The 22,126-nt window shown below is 51.6% G+C and carries 19 protein-coding genes and 2 tRNA genes; 8 read left to right on the top strand and 13 right to left on the bottom strand.

The genetic code is table 11. The annotated features are described in order from the left end of the window. Positions 1-43: 43 nt before the first annotated feature. Positions 44-964 carry an ABC transporter substrate-binding protein gene (locus CPA59_RS19860; protein WP_107760525.1) on the bottom strand — a complete coding sequence of 307 codons (921 nt, stop codon included), beginning with the start codon at positions 962-964 and terminating at the stop codon, positions 44-46. Continuing rightward, the gene (locus CPA59_RS19855; RefSeq protein ID WP_107760523.1) at positions 961-2,337 is read right to left on the bottom strand and encodes an LLM class flavin-dependent oxidoreductase; all 1,377 of its coding nucleotides are present in this window, start codon (positions 2,335-2,337) and stop codon (positions 961-963) included. The genes CPA59_RS19860 and CPA59_RS19855 overlap by 4 nt, the downstream gene beginning before the upstream one ends. A gap of 428 nt (positions 2,338-2,765) precedes the next feature. Between CPA59_RS19855 and CPA59_RS19850 the strand changes: the two genes are divergently transcribed. Next, positions 2,766-3,761, top strand: a complete 996-nt coding sequence (locus CPA59_RS19850; RefSeq protein WP_107760521.1) for an LLM class flavin-dependent oxidoreductase — start codon at positions 2,766-2,768, stop codon at positions 3,759-3,761. Here CPA59_RS19850 and CPA59_RS19845 read toward each other — a convergent pair. Then, complete coding sequence (locus tag CPA59_RS19845) at positions 3,745-4,422, bottom strand: hypothetical protein (protein ID WP_038920320.1); 678 nt, start codon at positions 4,420-4,422, stop codon at positions 3,745-3,747. The two genes, CPA59_RS19850 and CPA59_RS19845, sit on opposite strands and share 17 nt — an antisense overlap. Positions 4,423-4,856: 434 nt before the next feature. Beyond that, positions 4,857-5,027, bottom strand: coding sequence for a hypothetical protein (locus CPA59_RS22945; RefSeq protein ID WP_157987360.1), 171 nt, complete (start codon positions 5,025-5,027; stop codon positions 4,857-4,859). Between the two features lie 87 nt (positions 5,028-5,114). On the opposite strand from CPA59_RS22945, the gene CPA59_RS19840 reads away from it, so the two are divergent. Together CPA59_RS19840 and CPA59_RS19835 are read left to right on the top strand one after the other, a co-directional pair. Further along, positions 5,115-5,190: transfer RNA gene (locus tag CPA59_RS19840), tRNA-Gly, on the top strand. A 127-nt stretch (positions 5,191-5,317) separates the two neighbouring features. Then, positions 5,318-6,244 carry a D-2-hydroxyacid dehydrogenase gene (locus tag CPA59_RS19835; protein ID WP_107760519.1) on the top strand — a complete coding sequence of 309 codons (927 nt, stop codon included), beginning with the start codon at positions 5,318-5,320 and terminating at the stop codon, positions 6,242-6,244. 47 nt (positions 6,245-6,291) lie between these two features. Here the strand turns inward: CPA59_RS19835 and CPA59_RS19830 are convergent, their stop codons facing one another. The 8 genes from CPA59_RS19830 to CPA59_RS19795 all read right to left on the bottom strand — a co-directional run bounded on the left by CPA59_RS19830 (position 6,292) and on the right by CPA59_RS19795 (position 15,138). Then, complete coding sequence (locus CPA59_RS19830) at positions 6,292-7,419, bottom strand: glycosyltransferase (protein WP_038920317.1); 1,128 nt, start codon at positions 7,417-7,419, stop codon at positions 6,292-6,294. Between the two features lie 51 nt (positions 7,420-7,470). After that, positions 7,471-8,670: a hypothetical protein gene (locus CPA59_RS19825; protein ID WP_038920316.1), complete on the bottom strand. Its 1,200-nt coding sequence runs from the start codon at positions 8,668-8,670 to the stop codon at positions 7,471-7,473. Then, on the bottom strand, positions 8,667-9,605 hold the full coding sequence (locus CPA59_RS19820; RefSeq protein WP_038665376.1) for a GDP-L-fucose synthase: 939 nt from the start codon (positions 9,603-9,605) through the stop codon (positions 8,667-8,669). Before CPA59_RS19820 ends, CPA59_RS19825 begins: the two co-directional genes overlap by 4 nt. Before the next feature lie 10 nt (positions 9,606-9,615). Further along, a complete protein-coding gene (locus CPA59_RS19815; protein WP_038920315.1) occupies positions 9,616-10,347 on the bottom strand; it encodes an ABC transporter ATP-binding protein in 732 nt (243 codons plus the stop codon). A 3-nt stretch (positions 10,348-10,350) separates the two neighbouring features. Further along, entirely contained in the window at positions 10,351-11,124 is a 774-nt protein-coding gene (locus tag CPA59_RS19810) for an ABC transporter permease (protein ID WP_038921132.1), read from the bottom strand. Between the two features lie 64 nt (positions 11,125-11,188). After that, on the bottom strand, positions 11,189-12,307 hold the full coding sequence (gene gmd / locus CPA59_RS19805) for a GDP-mannose 4,6-dehydratase (protein ID WP_038665385.1): 1,119 nt from the start codon (positions 12,305-12,307) through the stop codon (positions 11,189-11,191). 35 nt (positions 12,308-12,342) lie between these two features. After that, entirely contained in the window at positions 12,343-13,716 is a 1,374-nt protein-coding gene (locus tag CPA59_RS19800) for a phosphomannomutase CpsG (RefSeq protein WP_107760517.1), read from the bottom strand. A 24-nt stretch (positions 13,717-13,740) separates the two neighbouring features. Then, complete coding sequence (locus CPA59_RS19795; protein WP_038665391.1) at positions 13,741-15,138, bottom strand: mannose-1-phosphate guanylyltransferase/mannose-6-phosphate isomerase; 1,398 nt, start codon at positions 15,136-15,138, stop codon at positions 13,741-13,743. Between the two features lie 618 nt (positions 15,139-15,756). On the opposite strand from CPA59_RS19795, the gene CPA59_RS19790 reads away from it, so the two are divergent. After that, positions 15,757-15,832: transfer RNA gene (locus CPA59_RS19790), tRNA-Gly, on the top strand. 282 nt (positions 15,833-16,114) lie between these two features. Here the strand turns inward: CPA59_RS19790 and queG are convergent. Then, positions 16,115-17,269: a tRNA epoxyqueuosine(34) reductase QueG gene (queG, locus tag CPA59_RS19785; protein WP_107760515.1), complete on the bottom strand. Its 1,155-nt coding sequence runs from the start codon at positions 17,267-17,269 to the stop codon at positions 16,115-16,117. A gap of 155 nt (positions 17,270-17,424) precedes the next feature. Between queG and CPA59_RS19780 the strand changes: the two genes are divergently transcribed. The 4 genes from CPA59_RS19780 to amiB all read left to right on the top strand — a co-directional run bounded on the left by CPA59_RS19780 (position 17,425) and on the right by amiB (position 22,126). Then, entirely contained in the window at positions 17,425-18,318 is an 894-nt protein-coding gene (locus tag CPA59_RS19780) for a hypothetical protein (RefSeq protein ID WP_255412249.1), read from the top strand. A gap of 108 nt (positions 18,319-18,426) precedes the next feature. Further along, on the top strand, positions 18,427-19,968 hold the full coding sequence (gene nnr, locus CPA59_RS19775) for a bifunctional ADP-dependent NAD(P)H-hydrate dehydratase/NAD(P)H-hydrate epimerase (protein ID WP_107760512.1): 1,542 nt from the start codon (positions 18,427-18,429) through the stop codon (positions 19,966-19,968). Next, the gene (gene tsaE, locus CPA59_RS19770) at positions 19,965-20,447 is read left to right on the top strand and encodes a tRNA (adenosine(37)-N6)-threonylcarbamoyltransferase complex ATPase subunit type 1 TsaE (RefSeq protein ID WP_038920311.1); all 483 of its coding nucleotides are present in this window, start codon (positions 19,965-19,967) and stop codon (positions 20,445-20,447) included. Before nnr ends, tsaE begins: the two co-directional genes overlap by 4 nt. After that, a complete protein-coding gene (gene amiB / locus CPA59_RS19765) occupies positions 20,444-22,126 on the top strand; it encodes an N-acetylmuramoyl-L-alanine amidase AmiB (protein ID WP_049854715.1) in 1,683 nt (560 codons plus the stop codon). The genes tsaE and amiB overlap by 4 nt, the downstream gene beginning before the upstream one ends.

The following is a 22,126-nucleotide window of genomic DNA, read 5'->3' as shown; positions in this document are numbered from 1 at the left end:
GTATTCCTTGAACATAAAAAATCGACGGTCGGCGCGAGCCGGGTTATTCGTCCAGACCGCGTGGATTGATGTCGGAGCGTGTGACTTTTTCGTCATTCTCGCCCCAGCGATCCAGCACCTGCGCGTATTGCCCACCGGCGATGACGCCGTTGAGCGCGGTGCTGATTGGCTGCGCCAGCCCGTTGCCTTTGCGGGTGGTGACCGCCACCGGCGCCACGGTGGGGCCGATGCCCACCATCCGCGTCTGGCCGGTCAACGCCGCTTTGTAGGCCCCGATGGAATGCGGGCCGAAAAAGGCGTCCACCCGGCCGGACTGAATACTCAGGTTGGCGGCGGCATCGTCGGTCACGTAAATCGGCTGTACCGGCGGCAAGCCCTGAGCGCGATTCTGGCGATCCCAGCCCAGCAGGATGTTTTCCTGATTGGTGCCGGAACCGACGATCACTTTCAGCCCCGCCACGTCCGCCGGCCCGCGAATCGCCTGAATCCGGCTGGTGGATTTGACGTAAAAACCCAGCGTATCCACGCGGTAGGTGGCGAAATCGAATCGCTCCTTGCGCGCTTTGGTCACCGCGATATTGATGATGGCGGCGTCATAGCGGCCTGAGGCGATACCCAGCGGCCAGTCTTCCCAGGCAGTCGGCACCAGCTTGAGCTTCAGCCCCAGCGCGTCGGCAAGCAGCCGGGCGATGTCCGGATCGCTGCCGATGCGCGTCTTGTTGTCCTCCGCCAGCAGCGCCAGCGGCGGGGAACTGTGGTTGGAGATCGCCACCGTCAGCGTGCCGGGTTCGGCAAAGGTAAACCCGGCCGGGATCTCGGCGATGGCCTGCGGGTTGCCAGGCGCGCGCACCGGCAACTGGTTGGCCTTCAGGTCGATGCGGCCGACGGTGGCGGGTTCGGCGTGCCCACCGGCGCTGAACAGCAGTGCGGCAAGCAGCAGCGGCGTGGCGTGGCGCGCGTTCACTGTGCCGTTTCCTCTGCCGGTTGGCGGGTGGCGGCGTAGCGATTGGTCGGATAATCCAACGCCAGGCTTTCCCGCAGCGTGTAGCCGGGGTATTCCCGGCGGAACAGGCCGCGCTGTTGCAGCAATGGCACCACCTGATCGACAAAGCGGGTGAAGTTGTCCGGCGTGGCGCTCTGGATAATGAAGCCATCGGCGGCGCGCTGTTCAAACCACAGTTGCAACCCGTCCGCCACCTGTTGCGGCGTGCCGCTGAATAGCGGACGCGGGGTGGTGGCTTCCAGCGCCGCCTGACGCAGCGTCAGTCCGCGCTCGCGGGCGTTGCGCTTGATTTCATCGGTGGTGCTGCGAAAACTGTTCTGGCCCAGCGCGCCGATATTCGGGAAGGGTTCATCCAGCGGGTGCTGCGAGAAGTCGTAGTGTTCGAAGTAGCGGCCGAGGTAATTCAGCGCGTCTTCTATGGTCACCAGCGCGGCGGTGTCCTGATACTGGCGTTCCACGTCTTCCGCGCTGTCGCCTACCAGTACGCTGACGCCCTGAAAGATGTGCAACTGGTCTTCGCGTCGCCCTTGTTCCACCAGCTGTTGCTTAACGTCGCGGTAAAACGCCTGCGCTTCCGCCAGCGTGTGCTGGTGGGTGAAGATGGCATCGGCGTGGCTGGCGGCCAGTTTCTTGCCGTCATCCGACGCGCCGGCCTGGAAGATAATCGGGCGGCCCTGCGGCGTGCGGCCGATATTCAGCGGTCCGGCGACCGAGAAAAATTCCCCCTGATGATTCAGGGGGTGCAGTTTCTGCGGGTCGAAGAAGCGGCCGCTGGCCTTGTCGCGGATAAACGCGTCGTCTTCCCAGGAGTCCCACAGTCCTTTCACCACCTGCAAAAATTCATCGGCGATGCGATAGCGCAGAGCGTGTTCCGGGTGCTGGGCGCGCGAGAAGTTTTTCGCCGATCCTTCCAGCGGCGAGGTCACCACGTTCCAGCCGGCGCGACCGTGGCTCAAATGGTCGAGGCTGGCGAACTGCCGCGCGGTGGTGAACGGCTCGCTATAGGAGGTGGACAGGGTGCCGACCAGGCCGATGTGATGGGTTGACGCCGCCAGCGCCGACAGCAGCGTCAGCGGTTCGAACCGGTTGAGAAAGTGGGGAATGGACTTCTCGTTGATGTACAGGCCGTCAGCCACGAAGGCGAAGTCGAATTTCCCCTGTTCGGCTTTTTTCACGGTATCCAGCACAAAACCGAAGTTGATGCTGGCGTCCGGCACCACATTGTTGTGCCGCCAGGCCGACATGTTTCCGGCCGCGCCCTGCAATATCACGCCCAGCCTCAGCTGACGCTGGTCAGGACTCGTCTTTTGTCGGGAAATCGTTTTTTCACTCATCAGCATGCTCCCTACAGCGAAATTTGGCGAAAAGAAACCCGTCTCCGGCACGGATAAAGCGCTGGAGAAACCTCATGTTCATGTGGTTAATGGAGAGTTAAGAAAATTGAAAAATACTATTGATGAGAGGCTACAGGATGTAAAACAACAAAATTGAATATGACAAAGCAAAAAAACGTCTCAGGGGGTTTTGTGATTTGTTTATTCAGGAATTGAAATTGACGCTTATGGCGTACGCCTATTTTTCGAACGCGAGCAGAATAAAAATTAAGTTAGGAAAGTATGCAGTTCACTACGCTGATTATTGTGATTCTCATTTTATTTATAGTGCGGATTTGTACTAACCAAACCCTGTTTTGTTATTTATGGATTTTTCCAGGCTATGAAAATATGCGGGAAATTTAGGCTGGATCACAGAAGGGAAATATATGAGTTATCGTCTTGGCTTATTGGATCAAAGCCCGATTGCGGAGGGGATGACCGCCGCCGATGCGCTGGCCCGGACCGTCGAGCTGGCCGGCCTCGCCGAAGCGTCGGGGTATTCCCGTTTCTGGGTGTCTGAGCACCACAACTCCGATGCACTGGCGGGATCGTCGCCGGAAGTGTTGATTGCCTGGCTGCTGGCCCATACCCGCCATATCCGGATTGGTTCCGGCGGGGTGATGTTGCAGCACTACAGCCCCTATAAGGTGGCGGAGAATTTCCATGTTCTGTCGTCGCTGGCGCCGGATCGGGTCGATCTGGGCGTCGGCAAAGCGCCGGGCGGTTTTCCCCTGTCGACCCGTGCGCTGCAACAGGAGGTTGACCCGGCGCGTCAGGTGTCGTTCGCCGATAAACTGCGGCAATTGCATGAACTGCTGGAACCGGGAGCGACACAGGATGCCGACTTGCGCGCTACGCCGTCGCCACCGGCGCCGCCCACGCGTTTTCTGCTGGGCGCCAGTGCGGAAAGCGCGCGTCTGGCGGCGTCGCTGGGCTGGAATTTTGTGTTCGCCGGGTTTATCCAGCCCAGTGAAGCCCTGTTGACGGAAGCATTGTCGACCTGGCGCGAGTACCAGCCCGAGCAGGCGCAGGCGCTGTTGTCGCTATCGGTGATCGTGGCGGATAGCCATGACGAGGCGAAAGCGCTGGCGGGCGAGCGGTATAACTACAAGGTGTATATCGGGGACCGGGCGCCGCTGAACGTGCTGTCGCAGGAACAGGCGGATACGCTGGTGCAGCAGTCCGGCAGCGCGCAGTTTCGTATCGAGAAGCAGGCGCAGAACATCCTGTATGGCACGGCGGCGGAGGTCCACCGCCAGTTGCAGCACTATCACCAGCGCTTTGGCGTCAGCGAGTTCATTATTCATACCCCGGTTAACGACCCGGCAGCGCGGCTGACGTCAATCAGAGGGTTGGCCGCCGGGCTCAAGGCGCAGGATTGACGGTAGCCGTCGACATTTCCCGTCTGGGGCTGTCCTGCCGGATGGCAAGCAGCATTTCCAGCAGGCTTGGGTAATCAGCCAGACCGGAAAAGTCAAAGGGGTGGGTCCCGTCGCGATTGGGCAGCAGGTGACATTGCAATTCCCGTTCGTAGTAACGCGGGTATTGCGCTTTTTCAATCGCCGACAGCGCCCGGTAGTTTTTCAGAACCTCGGTAAAAAAGCGTATTTGCCACTGAGGATGGCGGTAGTTCAAGCGGGCCTGCGTGACGACGTGCTGTCGCCAGGCTTGATCCTGGGCGTAGGCTTCACTCCAGGCGGCCCGGCGTTCATTCAGGGTAAACACACCGCTTTCATCGTAGACAATCAGCGATAGTTGCTGGTAAGTCAGGCCGTTGAACGGGTTTGCGCCGTAGTCGTTGACAAAGGCGGAGGCCTGCCGGGCGCGCGCCAGCCGTTCAGGGGCATCGTCAGCGGGTTGCCCGGAGCGGTCATCCTGATAACTATCGTCGTTGTCTATACCGGTGAGCTGGTCGAGCAGCGCACGGGCTTTTTGATGCAATTCCTGACGGCTCAACGCTTCCGCCCGGGCGCTGGCGCGCCTGGCGGCATCATGTAATTGCCGTTCGAGCAGGGAAGAAAAAAATATATTGATATCTGGCATACGCGTTCTCTCCAGAAATGAGCCAGCAACCTGCTTCTCAAAAGCCTGCATAAAAGAAGAATGAAATAGTGGTTGTGGTGTTGTCGAGTAATAACGCTATGTGAAATTAACGGCTTTATTTTTAATTCATGACATCAACAGTGATTGATGCGCCATTAGATGTCGATTTAATTTGCCAGAATGCCAGCGTGTGCTCAATCAGATTTTATATCTACCGCATCTTATTCATTTCACTCGCCAGATATTACCGATAAACCCACGTGATGGCGAGCGTTCTAAAATGACAGTTATTCCACAGCGATATTATGACGCTGCGCAATAGATGGTAATGATTGGAGAAAAACTAAAATACGGAGAGTTGTTGCGCTGAATAACCATCTTGCCTGACAGATGGAAACCGGGAAGGCGTTGGCGTGGCCTCGGCCGCGTCGGTGTCATCCTGAGAACGGCGCCGAGGGCGGGAAAAGGGCGCGGGCGGCATTGCCGCGCTGTATCGCCAGCCGGGGGATGCGCAGTAACGGATTGTCGATATTATAAACAAACGAAACTAAAGGCACGAAAAAGCACTTGCCATAGTGGGCGAACCGGTCCATAATCAGCGCCATTCCAAACGCCTTAAAGTGTTAAAGCCTTTTTAATCAGTTGGTTACAAAGAATTAGATGCTTCAAGGCGCTTTGAATAACCATCCTACGCGGGAATAGCTCAGTTGGTAGAGCACGACCTTGCCAAGGTCGGGGTCGCGAGTTCGAGTCTCGTTTCCCGCTCCAAGTTTTCTCTCTGTTTTTTCTTATTTTCTTATCGTTTCCCAAACAGCCTCAGTCATAAGCCACTGCTATTTGGCGCTATCTCGATTTCATATATTATCGTCGCATGAGTTTTTCATAGACGACGAACATGACATCCATTCTGCTGTTGGACTCCCGTGCGGATGAGCTACGGGACGTGCTGCGTGAAGCGGCGCCGGACTTACCGTTGCTGATTGGCTCAGGTGAGGTTGCTCAGGCTGCGACCTGTGATATCTGGGTGGGCGAGCCGGATAAGGCTGCCCAGTTGCTGGCTCAGGGGGCGAAACCTCGTTGGTTACAATCGACCTGGGCCGGCTATAAACCTTTACTGGCAGCGGGGTTGCCGCGTGATTATCGGCTGAGCAGGGCTGTCGGGGTGTTTGGGCAGCCTATTGCTGAATACGTGCTGGCCTACTTGTTGCAACATGAGCTTCATTTATCACAACGGTTGCGGAGTCAGCAAAGCGGCGAGTGGAAAAAGATATTGCCGGGGTCGCTGTTCGGGCGTCGGGTGCTGATTGTCGGCGCGGGGGATATTGGCCGGGAGGTGGCGGCTTTTTTGCAGCCTTTTGGCGTGGAACTGTTCGGGGTTGCTTATTCACCGCGAGAGATGCCGATGTTTGCACGGGTAGAAGGGTTGTCATCGCTTGAGCAAGCGGTAGCGTCTGCGGATTACGTCATCAACATTTTGCCGGATACGCCGGCGACAACGGATATCTATCACGCCGGCGTGTTTGCTGCGATGAAGTCTTCGGCGTTGTTTATCAACGTTGGTCGTGGCACCGCGGTGGTGGATACGGATTTGTGCGCGGCCTTGCACGAAGGGCAGATTGCCGGGGCGGTGCTGGATGTGTTTCGGCAGGAGCCTCTGCCGGGCGATCATCCGTTCTGGCGGACGCCGAACCTCACCATCACGGCGCATGTCGCCGGGCCGCTGGTACCCGCTCGGCTGGGGAAACTGTTTCTGGACAACCTGCCGCGCTTCCGACAAGGACAGACGTTAGCGGGAGAGGTGGATTTCGATAGAAGTTACTGATGGTAAGGCAGGAAATCAGGCATCCTTGCCGCCGGAAAAGGGGATGACTATACGTGCTCTCTATGCAGAAGCTTTTTGTAAAGATTGACGTAGTCATTCACCATTTTTTCAGCCGTGAATAACTCATGGAATCGTTTTTGGGCGTTTTGGCCCATTTCCTGCGCTTTTTCCGGGTTAATCCACAGATATTCCATCGCTTCACGCAGTTTTGCCGGATCCGATGGCGGCACGACAATTCCGGTTTGGCCATCAATGTTAATAAAAGATGTGCCTGTGCCAATCTCACAAGAAATCAGCGGTTTACCATACATTGCCCCTTCCAGCAGGGTGATTCCAAATGCCTCTGTTCGTAATTGAGACGGAAAAACAATGCCGGAGCACAGCTCAAGTAATGTGTTCTTATCGTTGTCAGGCAGTGCGCCAAGAAAATAGACATTTTCAATGTTTTTTCTTGAGACTTGCTCTTTTAGCTGTTTTTCCTGAGGCCCGGACCCAATAATAACAATGTTTATTTCCGGATTATTTTCTATGGCAGCTAAAAGTGTGCCCAGTCCTTTGTAATACCTTAGATTTCCGATAAAAAGCAGAAAGCGTTCAGGTAGGATTTTCTGCCATTTCAGCTTATTGTCATTATCAATAACCTGATGAGCACGGGAATCAAGCCCAATGGGAATCACCGAGGTTTTATGGCTGAATTTTTGCAGCGTCTCACTTGTTGCCAGATAGTTTGGCGACGTTGCCACAATTGATGTCACCGACTCCAAAAAATTGTACATCAGCGGCTTATACAATTTCAGCAGATACTTTTGTTTCAGGATATCAGAGTGATAGCTGACGACTGTCGGCTTTTTAATTTTGCAGATAAAATGCAGCATATCAGCAAAAGGATAAGGGAAATGGTAGTGAATGATATCTGCGGATTCTGCCAGCTTTTTGAATTTTCTTATAGAGGATAGGGAAAACGGGGTCGAAGATATTTCGAAAAGTTTATGGTCACAGGTAACGTTATGGTGGTGAAACTTTTCTATACCGCTGTCTTTACCAGGAGCAATATATTCAACCGTTGAGTTAACGTCATGATGAGCCGCACCCTCACAAAGCTGAAATATAACCTGCTCAATTCCACCATAAGTATAGGGATAGTAAGTTTTATAAAAATGCAGAACGTTAATCATGTTTTTCCCAGAAGATAACGAGCCGCCTCATAAAGAGACGGCTCTTTCGCTTTATTCTGTTGACAGCTTGATATAAAGCTCAGCCTGAGACTGAAGAGTATATTTCTTCTCTCCAGATGATGGTTTTTTGGGCTTGGCAGGAATAAAACGTGTTGTTTTGGTTGCCAGTTCCAAATAGTTACCGATATCGAATCGAGAATAGTTGCTGTAGTCTGGAATCAGACGGAATAATTCATCAAATGCAAATGACGAAGAACACAGCACTTGTTTGGATACGTCCATACAAATGGAGGCGATACCGGAACCATCCTGGCCGTTTTCCACATATGGCAACCAAACGTAGTCAACCGATCCTGCAAGGTTGATAAAATCTTCGTTATCGTATTCACCCATGAAGAAGACGCGGTCCGCGACTTTATCGCAATGAATCTGATGCTGAAGTGATGAAATGTAATGGTTAACCAGTTCGTTATTCTTGATCGTCTGAGGGTGCTGTCTGCCAAAGATCATTAATTTATAACCTTTCGGCATGCAGGATAACGTCTTGATCGCCATTGAGTGGCCTTTGTATTCATTCACAAAGCCAAACATACCGATGATTTTATCATTCTCACGGAATTTATATTTTACTCTAATCGCCTTCAGGAGATCCGGCGATGTTTCATGTGATTCATCAACGATTTTCAACGGATGTACATGAACGTTATCGTAATTAAAGAATAATTCAATTTGCTCCTTCGCTCTTAAGGTATGAGCGATAATATTGATTCTTCTTTTGATAAGGTTCTTGATAATGGTCGCGTTCAGGCGGGTCGATACATTACGTCTGAGTTCGGCGAAATACATTCTGATGGCTGTTTTGACGCGCAGCTTGAGAGCCTGTTTAATGGCTTCACGCTGTGACGCGCTATCGCTAACCAGTCTTGGGCTATGCAGCGTCACACTGGTGTGCGGGTTGGCGGAAACCAGTTTTAATGTGCGCTTGATGATATCGGACGGGATAGTGCCATAGAGTCCGGCTTCAAACTGAATATTCACACCGTCAAACTGTTTGAGTTTTTCACACAGATCGTCGATATGTTTGTCGGCTTTCTTTCTGATATCAGGGTTAACAGACTGAGTTAACAACAAGTTTAAGCTGAGACACTCAACATGAACGCCAGCATCTGTCATGGAGTCCATTAAAATCTTTGTAAAATAAGCATTGCCACAGCTTTCGGAGAAGCTGGAAATTATAGCTATTTTTTTCATTTTCTTATCCTGGAAACATTGTTCTCATACCAAGAAATTGTATCTGAGATTTGCAGGTTTAAATCAAACTCTGGCTGAAAGCCTGAATCATTCAAGCGTTTTATTGATACACTTCTTTTCGGAATTCCGATCGGAGCATTCGCGTCCCACACTGCCGTTATCTTGTTATCATAATAACGGGCAATCGCGTTAACGATATCTCCCATTGACGTTTCTACGCCGCTGGCAATATTGACCACACCGCTCAGGTTATTCATGACGTGTAGTGCTGCCAGACCAGCCTGCTTATTGTATAAGAAATCTCGTGTCGTTTCAGGTCTACCCCATACTGTCAGTTGATTATCACCGCGTTGCAAACTGTTGTATGTTTTATCGATCAATGAAGGAATGACGTGTCCATTGATTGGATCAAACTTATCGTTTGCGCCAAACAGGTTGGTGAACAGGGCATAACAATAATCAACATTATGATACTGGTTCAATATTTTGAGATAGGCCAGGGCATGCCGTTTGGACATGGCATACCCATACTCGCCTCCATGAGGCTCGCCCAACATCAAGTCGTCTTCATCCAATGGTAGCTGAACATACGGGAAAGGATAAGAGGCGACGGTACCAGCAAAGAAGATTTTTTTTACGTTAAACTTATGGCAAGCCAGAATAACGTTCTGGTTGATAATGGTATTGTTGGATATCGATTTTAGCTGGTTATCCAGATTTCCTTTCAAACCGAATACAAGCGATGCCAGATGGAAAACATAATCAGGTTGGTGCTGATTAAAATAATCATCAACACTTTCCTGACTCAGGCAGTTCATCTCATTTCTATTCGGTGTGAGTACATTATCATAACCATTTTTCGCCAGCGCATCGATTAAGCCATATCCTAAGACACCGCCTGCACCAGTGATTAAAATCTTGCTCTTCCTTTCCATTTATTCACCATTATAGATAATTATCTATCTCAGAGAGTGCCAGTTCTGTAATAGTTCCGTTCTGTAGTAAGAAGAACTTATTACAGTATTTTTTGATAATATCTTTGGAATGAGAGGCCAGTACCAGGACAGATGTATTGTTGATCATCTCTTCCAGTTTTTTCCCCATTTTTTCTCTGAAATAGGTATCGCCAACGGTCAGCCATTCATCCATCAGCAGAACACTGGGTTTCAGGATAGAGATGATGGAGAAGGCAAGGCGTAACAGCATACCGCTGGAATAGGTTCTGACGGGGAGATTGATATAATCACCGAGTTCACTGAATTCGATAATGTAATCGATATGCTTGGAGATTTCTTTTCTTCTCAAACCAAGCAGGATTCCTCGTATAAAAATATTCTGGTATCCCGTTGCCTCACTGTCCATTCCCATTGCCATATCGATGAGGGAGACAACTTCCCCCTCAATATTGATAGCGCCGGAAGAAGGGTGATAGACACCGGCCAGAACACGTAACAGCGTAGTTTTCCCTGCGCCGTTATGCCCTATCAGCGCGACCCGTTCGCCTTCATGTATATCAAAGGAGACATTATTCAGGGCCTTAACCGTGACATAACTTGTGCTATCGTTGAATCCACCCCCGACGGTACGCTTGAAAAGCATCTTTTTCAGGCTTCGCTGGGATGATGAATATATCGGAAACTCAACGCTGACGTTTACCGCCTCAATTATTTTCTTCATATATTAAAGCCAGTACGCAATCTTGGTTTTAGTCTTATTGAGAGTTATCATTGACAGTATAAACAGAACAACAGTTATCGCGGTCGCGATAATTATTGAGTTCTGGTCTGGCAAATGACCAAGCATGGGCTCACGGATAATGTTAAAGAAATGAACTAATGGATTGAATTGTACCCAATAAAGCCATTGTTCATTCAGCTGATCTGTTTTCCACATGATTGGAGTAAAGTAGAAACTGACGAGCAGAATATTTTGAATAATCATCTGCATATCTCTGAATCGGGTACATATGATACCTAAGATCAGAGAGCTTGAGACTAATGCCACTGATAGCAATACAAACCCTATAATGGATAGCAGGGCGGTAACAGTCCATCCTGGGCCGACAAAGGTAATAACAAAGATAATAATAATGAAGTTATGAAGGAAAACAATAATGTTTCTACTTAATATTCTTAACATTATTGATGTGAAAGATATTTTCGACTGACGGATTATATAATCAAACTGAATAAAACCATTGCTGGCTTCTGTCAGTTGGGTAGATATATATGTCCAGAATACCTGACCAATACAGAAAAAAGGAAGGTAATCTTGTACATCCAACTTAAAGAGAGTTGACCACAATAAGCTCAACATCCCTACCAGAATAGCAGTACTGATCGTTACCCAAAAAGGGCCTAGTGTTGAACGTTTATATCTCTGCTTTATATCATACCAGGATAAAACGACCCACGACTCTGGGTTTTTTAACGCTGATTTTAAGTCATTTAACATGTAGGAAATGCCCAAATTAATAAAAGAGCTGATTAACACAGCTCTTTTAATTTGTTGTATCGAGTTATTCTACGCTTACGCTTACATCGTAACCGTTGGATTTCAGCAAAGCGAATTGCTTGGCTTTTTCCAGGTCATAAGCGACCATTTCATCGATCATTTCTTCCAGTGTTGTTTCCGGTACCCAGCCCAGTTTGTTTTTGGCTTTGCTCGGGTCACCCAGCAGCGTATCTACTTCAGCAGGGCGGAAGTAACGCGGGTCGACAGCCACGATCACATCGCCTACTTTCAGTGCCGGCGCATTATTACCGGTGATTTTGGATACTACTGCTTTTTCGTTGACGCCAGTACCGGTGAATTCCAGTTCGATACCCAGTTTGGCCGCAGACATTCTGATGAAATCACGTACGCTATACTGAACGCCGGTCGCGATGACGAAGTCTTCCGGTTTTTCCTGCTGCAGCATCATCCACTGCATTCTGACGTAGTCACGAGCATGACCCCAGTCGCGCAGAGAATCGAGGTTGCCCATGTAAATGCATTTTTCCAGGCCCTGTGCAATGTTGGACAGGCCGCGTGTGATTTTACGAGTCACAAACGTTTCGCCGCGACGCGGAGATTCATGGTTGAAGAGGATACCGTTACAGGCGTACATGCCATAGGATTCTCTGTAGTTTACTGTAATCCAGTAAGCGTACATTTTAGCTACGGCGTACGGGCTTCTCGGGTAGAACGGCGTGGTTTCTTTCTGCGGGATTTCCTGCACCAGACCATACAGTTCGGAGGTGGATGCCTGATAGAAACGGGTTTTTTCGGCCAGGCCCAGGAAACGGATGGATTCCAGCAGGCGAAGCGTACCGATAGCATCAACATCCGCCGTGTATTCCGGGGATTCGAAGCTGACTGCAACGTGTGACTGGGCGCCCAGGTTGTAAATTTCGTCAGGCTGAACTTCAGCAATAATACGAGTCAGGTTGGAGGTATCAGTCAGATCGCCATAATGAAGGTTGAATTTTACATTCTCTTCATGGGGATCCTGATACAAATGGTCAACACGCTGTGTATTAAAGAGTGATGAACGGCGCTTAATACCGTGAACTTCGTAACCTTTTTCCAAAAGGAACTCAGCAAGATAAGAACCATCCTGCCCTGTTACACCGGAAATCAAAGCAACTTTCTTCATCTATAATTCTCCAATATTATTTTACTGTCTTGATATTAAGATTTAATAATTTTATCTAGCTTCTCAACTTCGGCACGCAGTAACTCGCTGCTGTTGTTGGTCTCTACATTCAGTCTCAGAAGCGGTTCGGTGTTGGAAACTCGGACATTGAACCTAAAATCCTCGTATTCAATACTCACTCCATCAACATATTCTGCGCGCTTGGCATTACCTATATAGGCTTCTTCAATCCGGGACAGAACTTCTTTTGAATTCTCAACGCGATAATTTATTTCTCCGCTGCACGGGAATAAATTTACTCTTTCATTCAGGGTTTCTGAAAGCGTGGTTTTTTTAATACACAGTAACTCTGCAACCAACAACCAGGGGATCATACCGCTATCGCAGTAGGCGAAATCTCTGAAGTAGTGGTGTGCGCTCATTTCACCGCCATAAATAGCGTTTTCGCTACGCATCCGTTCTTTGATGAACGCATGGCCGGTTTTTGACATGACGGGAACGCCGCCGGCTTTCTTAACGATATCAATCGTATTCCAGGTCAGGCGTGGGTCATGGATGATTTTTGCGCCAGATTCTTTCTGCAGAAAGGCTTCGGCGAGCAAGCCGACAATGTAGTAACCCTCGATAAACTTGGCATGGTTATCATAAAGGAAGCAGCGATCAAAATCTCCGTCGAACGCAACGCCCATATCCGCATTGTGCTTGAGCATGGCATCAGAGGTATCTTTGCGGCATTCAGGCAGCAGAGGGTTAGGGATACCATTAGGGAAATTACCATCCGCCTGATGGTGTACCTTGATAAATTCAACCGGGGCGTTGGCTTGTTTGAATCGTTTCTCGATCTCATCGATAACGTGACCAGCGGCGCCGTTGCCAGAGTTGATGACCAGCTTGAGCGGTTGCGTGAAATTGTTGAGATCGATGTAGCTCATTAGATGGTCGACATACGCATTCAGTATGTTGATCTTCTTATAAGAACCGCGCTTTTGCGGATCAACCGCAGGGAAATTGTTTTCTTCCGCAAGCCGCTGAATATCTCGTAACCCAGTGTCGCCGCTGATCGGCTTTGCATTATCCCGGACTAACTTCATGCCGTTGTAATTCATCGGGTTATGACTGGCTGTGACCTCAATGCCGCCATCGAGGTTCAGGTGGAAAGTGGTGAAATACACTTCTTCCGTGCCGCTTAATCCGATATCCAGCACATCGGTGCCAGAGTCCATCAACCCGTTTGCCAGCGCCATTTTTAGGGATTCGCTGGTTAGACGAACATCGCCGCCTACGACTACCGTTTTGGGTGAAAGGAATTGCCCGTAGGCTCGGCCGATGCGATAAGCGATATCCTCATTCAACTCTTTGCCTAATTCGCCGCGAATATCGTAGGCTTTGAAACACGTTAATGCTGACATATATCCCTTCTGAAATTTTGATTATCAGTTTATTTCAATAAAATCATCATCACCCAAATAGGAACCAGATTGGATTTCCAGCATTTCCAGCGGGATCTTCCCAGGATTCTCAAGCTTATGCATAGCGCCAATTGGGATAAAAGTGGATTGATTTTCAGTTAATAACTGGGTTTTGTCCTGAATGGTCACCTTGGCTGTACCAGACAGAATGACCCAATGCTCGGTGCGGTGATAATGCATCTGCAATGGGAATGATTCGCCGGGTTTTACGGTAATGCGGTTAACATTAAATCTGTCAGTGCGTACAATCAGGTCGCAGCGTCCCCAGGGCCAGTAAGTTTCCCGGTGACGGCGGTATTCGCGGCGGCATTTTTCTTTCAGGAATTCAACCACCCGTTTTACATCCTGAACCTGATCTTTCTGGACCACCAGCACTGCATCCTTGGTATTTACAATTACCAGGTTATCAACGCCGATTGCGGCAACCAACTGATCATCGGTATTGATATAACAGTTCTTGGTGTTATGCAGGAAGGTATCGCCTTTCAGGGAGTTGCCGTCGTCATCTTTGTCATTGACTTCCCATAGCGCCGACCAGGAGCCGACATCGCTCCATCCTGCGTCCAAAGGAACAACAACGGCGTCTTCCGTTTTTTCCATTACAGCGTAATCGATGGACTCATCCGGGCAGGTAATAAAGTGCTCGGTCTGGACATTAATAAAGTCCCCTTGCTGACTAACGCCATCAATAGATAATTGGCACGCTTTCAAAATATCGGGGCGGAATTTTTCCAGTTCCTGCAAATAACGCTTGGCACGGAACATGAACATACCGCTATTCCAGTAATATTCGCCCGATTGCAAATATTCCTCTGCAATCTCAAGGCTTGGTTTTTCAACAAACCGTAAAACCTTATGAGGCGCAAATTCGTCACCGGGTAATTTTTCGCCGCGCTGAATATATCCGTAGCCGGTCTCAGGGCCGGTAGGGACGATACCAAACGTGACCAAACTTCCTTTCTGGGCGTAAGCGATGGCTTTTTTGATGGAGGAGTGAAAGGCGGCTTTATTTTCAATGATGTGGTCGGCGGCCAGCACCAGGAGGAGAGGGTCTTCTCCCTGCCTGATCGCATTCAGTGCGGCTAACGCGATCGCCGGAGCGGTATTACGCCCCGCAGGTTCCAGAATGATATTGTTGGATAGCTGGTTAATTTGTCTCAACTGTTCTGCAACCAGGAAGCGATGTTCTTCGTTACAGATAACTACAGGCGCTCGTGTTTCAATACCACTCAGACGGTTAACCGTTTCCTGCAGCATGGAATTCTGACCGTGGAGACAAATGAACTGCTTGGGATAAAGTTCACGTGAAAGCGGCCACAGGCGACTACCTGTACCACCAGCCATGATTACGGGGAGTAACATCTTGTAATAACCTTGATTGTTTTCCGTTCGAAAAAGGGTTTTTCGAATCGCTTGGGGATATATTAATTCAGACAAGCTACCGCCCTTGGCTCACAGTTGCCAAAGCTCTGAATTGTATGGGTTTTATATATATCAAGCAGATGCGCCTGCATCGTCTATGTTCAGTACCTATCTTTTACTGCGCCGATTTTACAGGTTAAGTCACTATTTTACAGCAATGACAGACTTTTTTTAGTGGTGATTTTCCTATTTGCTATTTTCGATAATAAGAATCTTTATCGTTTACTACCTTATATAGTAGAGTGTTCTGAAATAGGACAGCGCTTCCTTACTTCAAAAGTAAGGCTGGATAAGTTTTTGCGTCATCGGCAGAGTACGGAGGTGCTGCGATGGCTGGCGGATAAAATCATTTATCGGGTGTCTGCGCGGCGCAAAGAAAATTGTTTTCCCCCCTTGTCAGAATGGGCGGATTGGTTCATAATGCTGCCCTCTTTGCGATACAGCTTTTAAAACACAGTTAAATCAATAAGTTAGCTGTGATGCAATAAAAGTAGCGCAAAATGTGATCACGTTAGTTTGCGTTTGGCGGAAAAGCGTCGATACTTAAGCGTTGCGTGTGCGGGAATAGCTCAGTTGGTAGAGCACGACCTTGCCAAGGTCGGGGTCGCGAGTTCGAGTCTCGTTTCCCGCTCCAGTTTTACACTTCTTCATCTCTTCATTTTCATACAACTTTTCTGCATATGTTCATACTTTTCTGAACAGACTTATCCACAGCCTGAAAATGGGTTGCGTGCGTCTGTCTGGAAATGTCATGAAAAAGACGTCATTTCAAGATATTGAAATAAAAAGATAAATTTATGATAAAAAACGCTATCCAGATCACTTGTACTTTTTGTGATGATTGATTGACAACGCTTTTTTAAAATTATCCACAGATGGATGGTTCAGGATCGTCAAACAATCGCAACGCAAAATTTCAGGCGTCTCTCGGCAAACCTTTCTCTATCGCGCGGATTAACCGCTTTTTTTGCGGCGGCTGAACATCAATAGGCTGAACGTCGATAGATTGCTGGCTGCGTCGGGTTAGCTGTTGGTCGATGGCCCAATGAATATGTTCATCCAGCAGGGCACTTTCTCCCAGCCTGCTCTGCAGCGCCAGGATGATCTTATCTTCGTAGGGCGCGTTGCCCAGTGCGACGGCGATATTACGCAGCCAGCGTTCGTGGCCGATGCGCCGGATAGCGGAACCTTCAGTTACCCGCAAAAAACGGGTTTCATCCCAACTAAACAGCGCCAGTAATTCTGGTGTATGCAAGGCCGCCCGCGGGCTGAAATCGGGTTCGTCGGTAAGTTGTGAGAAGCGATTCCAGGGGCAAATCAACTGGCAATCGTCACAGCCGTAGATGCGGTTTCCCATCAATGGACGCAGAGGCTCCGGAATTGCGCCTTCCAGCTCAATGGTCAGGTAGGAAATACAGCGGCGGGCATCAATAGTGTAAGGCTCGACGATTGCGCCGGTAGGGCAGGTCGTCATGCAGGCTACGCATTTACCACACTGCTCTTCAACCGGCTGGTCTACCGGCAAAGGCAGGTCAATAAGCAGTTCCCCCAGAAAGAACCAGGAACCCGCTTCCCGGTTCAACACCAGTGAGTGCTTGCCAACCCATCCAAGCCCAGCTTTAGCGGCCAGTGGCCGTTCCATGATCGGTGCGGAATCGACAAAGGGACGAAACTGTAATTCGCCGCAATGCTCCTGAATTCGGTCGCCCAGCTTTTTCAGCCGTTGGCGCAGTAACTTATGATAGTCGCGCCCCAGAGCGTAGCGGCTGACATACCCGAGATGCGGGTTTTTCAGCGTGCTGGCAAATGCGGCTTTGGTCGGCAGATAATTCATGCGCACGCTGATGACGCGTAACGTTCCGGGCAGCAGTTCATGCGGGCGGGCCCGCATCATGCCGTGGCGCGCCATCCATTCCATTTCGCCGTGATACTGATTGTCGAGCCACGCCTGAAGGCGGGGTTCTTCATGAGACAAATCCGTGTCGCAAATCCCCACTTGCTGAAAACCCAATTCAAGCCCCCATTGCTTGATGAGCTGTGCGAGTTCGTTGAGATCGTAGGGGTATGTCATGCGTAACCATCAAGAAGAAATCGGGCGTCTGATTTTATCACATTGTCCCGGCATCGTTCGCGGCGAGTCGGTGGTAGCGCAATTAACAAATAGACATAATTATTAATATTTTCCCACAAGGTGTCGATAACTTGAGCGAATTGGCGGTTTTCGTCATGACTCTGGGAGGAGATGAAGTGGAAACAGTAGCGCTTTCAGCCTATCGGCTGGTGAATCAGGATCTGAATTTGCGTATTGACCCCAATCAGCCACAGGAGACGACGCTGGCGTATGTGACGCGCGCGGAGAAACCGATGGTTGAATACGTCCAAATCAGCAATGAGGGACGCCAGCTGGCAGAGGGCGATATTGTGGACTCGCCGGCGCGGTATTATTTTTCTTCGCAGATCGATAATGGGGTGTCGGCGGCGCTGGCCGATCAGCCGGAGCAGGTTTCGCAAGCCATATACCGCCTGATTGACGACAACTTCGTGAATGCGGCTGAGCTGGACGACGAGCAGCGTCAGCTGGCGCTGGAGCTTGGTTTGTCGCAGGCCGGCTATTTCGCCGAGCGCTATCTGAGCGGCAATAAGAAAACGGCGTTTATGGAAAGCATGAACCTGCTGGCATCGGTAGTGAAAACACGCCAGGTCGATGACAACGGCAACATTTCTTATCTTACCTTGCCTGAGCGTGTTCCCGGCACGAACGAGTATAAAGTGGATGTCGCCGAACTGATGAAGGAAAAAGATCCTGGCCGCTATCAGGCATATCTGGGTGCGCTGGAAAGCGGTGGCGACTGGTTTACGCCTTATCTCGATTTTGTGAAGCAATTTCCCCAGCACCCCGAATGGATTAGTGAATATCAGGAGAATGCCGGGAAATTGTTCCAGTCGATTGCCGGCGACCAGGTAGCGAACCGTTTTGCCTCGGCGGATCTATCTTCGTCGACGACATTGATTAACGATGTGCGTGAAACGTTGCTGATGAGCTACGACGAACAAACCGTGCAGACGCATGTACAAGCATTAAGGCAGTTTGTCGACGTGCTGGAAGGATCGCTACGCTGAATTGCGTTCAGCGTATTGTTATCCTTATTCCGTTTCTCCGCATATGGCGCTTCCCGGCAGAGCTTGCTAAGTTGAGGCGCACTATCCTGCTACCGACGGAGGGATGACATGCATCAAGACCATCGCGTGTATCAGCCCGGCGGATCATTACCCGACCTGCCTCATACTGTTTTTTTACCCGACTGGCTGCGTCGTGAGGAGCCTTATGCCGCGCGTTATGTCGGCGTCTCATTAAATACGCTGATGCAGCGTGCGGGCGATGCCGCTTTTCGCATAGCGCAACAGCGATACCCTACCGCCCGGCACTGGCTGATTCTGTGTGGGCAGGGCAACAACGGCGGCGACGGGTATGTGGTCGCCGCTCTGGCGCGCGGCGCAGGAATTGCGGTCACGGTGGTTGCGGGGAGCGGCGATCGGCCGCTGCCGGCAGAAGCGCATCTGGCGCGTCAGGCATGGTTCGATGCCGGGGGCAGCGAGCAGCATGTCGATGCGCCGTGGCCTGATGATGTCGACCTGATCATTGACGGCCTGCTGGGAACCGGGCTGTCGTCCGCTCCCCGCGCGCCTTATGACGCCCTGATCGCTCAGGCCAACCGCCATCCGGCACCGATCGTCGCGCTGGATATTCCTTCCGGATTGAATGCGCAAACCGGCGTCTGCGCAGGGGCTGCGATCCATGCCGCTCACACGGTGACGTTTATTGCGCTGAAGCCCGGTTTATTAACCGGCCAGGCACGGGATGTCGTCGGACAGCTTCATTACCATGATTTAGGGCTTGGCGACTGGCTGGCGCAACAATCGGCGCCGATCGCGCGTTTGACCGCGGCGTCGCTAACACAATGGCTGAAACCACGGCGTGCGGGCGCGCATAAAGGCGAGCACGGCCGTTTGTTGATTATCGGCGGCGACGAAGGCACCGGCGGTGCGATTTTCATGGCGGGAGAAGCGGCGTTACGCAGTGGCGCAGGGCTAGTGCGAGTGCTTACTCACAAAAGCTATCTGGCCGCCTTGCTGGTGGCTCGCCCGGAACTGATGGTACAGGAGCTGACCACCGATTCGGTCAAGGCTGGTGTCGAATGGGCGGATGTAGTGGTGATCGGGCCGGGGCTGGGGCAGCGCGAATGGGGAAAAAACGCACTGCGAATCGCAGAAAATTGTAACAAATCCATGTTATGGGATGCCGATGCGCTCAACCTGCTGGCAATCAGCCCGCATAAACGTCAGAATCGCGTTTTAACGCCTCATCCCGGCGAAGCCGCCCGTCTGTTGAACTGCCGGATTGCCGATATTGAAAGTGATCGCTTACTTGCTGCACAACGCCTGGTGAAACGCTATGGCGGCGTGGTAGTGCTAAAAGGCGCCGGTACGGTGCTGGCTGGCGAGCAGGGCGAATTGGCGATCGCCGATGTGGGAAATCCCGGCATGGCGACCGGCGGTATGGGGGACGTGCTGGCAGGCATGATTGGGGCGATGCTGGCGCAAGGGCTGTCGTTGTACGACGCCGCCTGCGCCGGTTGTGTAGCCCACGGAGCGGCAGCGGACTGGCTGGCGCAGCGGCAGGGCACACGCGGGATGTTGGCAACCGATTTGATGGCGGTATTGCCGCAGTATGTAAATCCTGAGCGGATATCCTTAGAAAACACAGAATGAAGACGCTTTTGTTACCTTTGCCGGACGAGGCAGCCACGATTGCGCTGGGAGCGGCGTTAGCCCGAGCCTGCGAGCGCGCCACCATTATTTATCTGCTGGGCGATCTGGGGGCGGGTAAAACCACGCTGAGCCGCGGATTTCTGCAGGCGTTGGGGCATCAGGGCAATGTGAAAAGCCCGACCTATACGCTGGTAGAGCCCTATGCGCTGCTGCCGCGTCCGGTGTATCACTTCGACCTTTATCGACTGGCGGATCCTGAAGAACTGGAGTTCATGGGCATTCGTGACTATTTGTCGCAGGACGCCCTCTGCCTGATTGAATGGCCGCAACAAGGCGCAGGCTTCTTGCCGCAAGCCGATGTTGAATTACATCTTGGCTATCAGGGGGCGGGCCGACAGGCGGAGATCAAGGCCCGTACGCCGCAGGGCGAGCAGATCGTAGCGGCGCTGGCCGCCTGGCCGGAGCAGGAAGCGCCATGACTGTGCGGTTGATGAAGGCCCTGCTGGGGCTACTGCTGATGTTGTCATGGCCGCTGTGGGCGAGCAGCCTGACCGATATCCGGGTGAATAACGCCGCCGGCGAGGCGGTCGTTACGCTGAGTTTTAGCGGTCAGCCGGTGTATGAATACTTTTCGCTGAATAATCCAAACCGGGTGGTTATCGATATCAGCCAGTCCGGCATGATGAAAGGGCTGCCGCTAGCGTTTAACGGCCAGAATCTGATTGCCCGCATTCGCACCAGCAACGCCAAAGACCCGAAAAGCCTGCGTCTGGTGCTGGACCTGACCCAGAAGGTGCAGGTTCGGGCCGTGAAAGAAGGCAATGGCGCCGTCTTTACCCTGACTGGCGAGCGCAAAACGGTGGCCCGCAAACCTGTGGCCCAGCCCGTACAACCATCGGCGCAGGCCGGGCGTAATCCTCTGGTTCCCCAGACATCGGCCACGGCGGTAGCGGCTGCGCCGACCCGGGTATCGGGACGGGCGGGCAGCGGCGAGAAAATCATTGTCGCGATTGACGCCGGCCACGGCGGTGAGGATCCGGGCGCCACCGGGCCGGGCGGGCTACATGAAAAAAATGTCACCATCTCGATAGCCCGTAAACTTCGCGCCATTATGAGCGCCGATCCGGAGTTTAAACCGGTGCTGACCCGCGACGGCGACTATTTTATTTCGGTGATGGGGCGCTCCGACGTGGCGCGCAAGCAAGGGGCTAACCTGCTGGTATCGATTCACGCGGACGCGGCGCCTAACCGCGGTGCGACCGGCGCATCAGTATGGGTACTGTCCAACCGGCGCGCCAACAGTGAAATGGCCAACTGGCTGGAACAGCATGAAAAACAGTCCGAATTGCTGGGGGGCGCGGGCGATCTGCTGGCCAACAGCGCGGCCGATCCGTACCTGAGTCAGGCGGTGCTGGATCTGCAGTTCGGGCATTCACAGCGGGTGGGGTATGATGTGGCGGTGAAGGTGCTGCGCGAACTGCAGCGTGTCGGCAGCCTGCATAAGCGCCGGCCGGAACACGCCAGCCTGGGCGTATTACGTTCACCGGATATTCCGTCGTTGCTGGTGGAAACCGGGTTCATTTCTAATCCGAGCGAGGAACGGCTGCTGGGCAGCAACGAGTATCAGGAAAAGATTGCCAACGCCATCTATCAAGGGCTGCGCAGCTATTTCCAGACTCATCCGTTACAAAATATCCCAAAGCAGGAAAACCGTCCGCTCGGCTCGCAGACGGTGAAAAACGCAGCAGCCCCTGAGCCGGCTCAGATCGCAACAGGAGCAACGGTACGCCATACTGTCGCGACCGGCGAAACATTATCGGGGATCGCCGCGCATTATGGCGTCAGTATGAACGCCATTCGTGAAGCAAACCGCCTGAAAAAAGACGTGGTCTGGGTGGGGCAACGGCTGAGGATCCCGTCCGGCGCCTCACCGGCGGTCAAGACGGCTTCGGCGACGAAGAGCAAACCCGTTGCGGCCGCGTTGTCTTCGAGCGTGAAGAAAAGCGCAACCGTGATAAAACACAAAGTGACGCGGGGCGATACGCTGAGTGCCATCGCCAGCCGGTATGGCGTGAGTATGAAAGCGATCCAGCAGGCGAACAACATGTCTTCCGGAACCGTGCAGTTGGGGCAAACGCTGATTATCCCTTCTGCCTGA

The organism is Dickeya sp. Secpp 1600, from assembly GCF_003049805.1.
Taxonomy (GTDB): Bacteria; Pseudomonadota; Gammaproteobacteria; order Enterobacterales; family Enterobacteriaceae; genus Dickeya; species Dickeya fangzhongdai.
The sequence above is the reverse complement of the archived record's forward strand: the minus strand, read 5'-3'. Positions and strand labels throughout refer to the sequence as shown.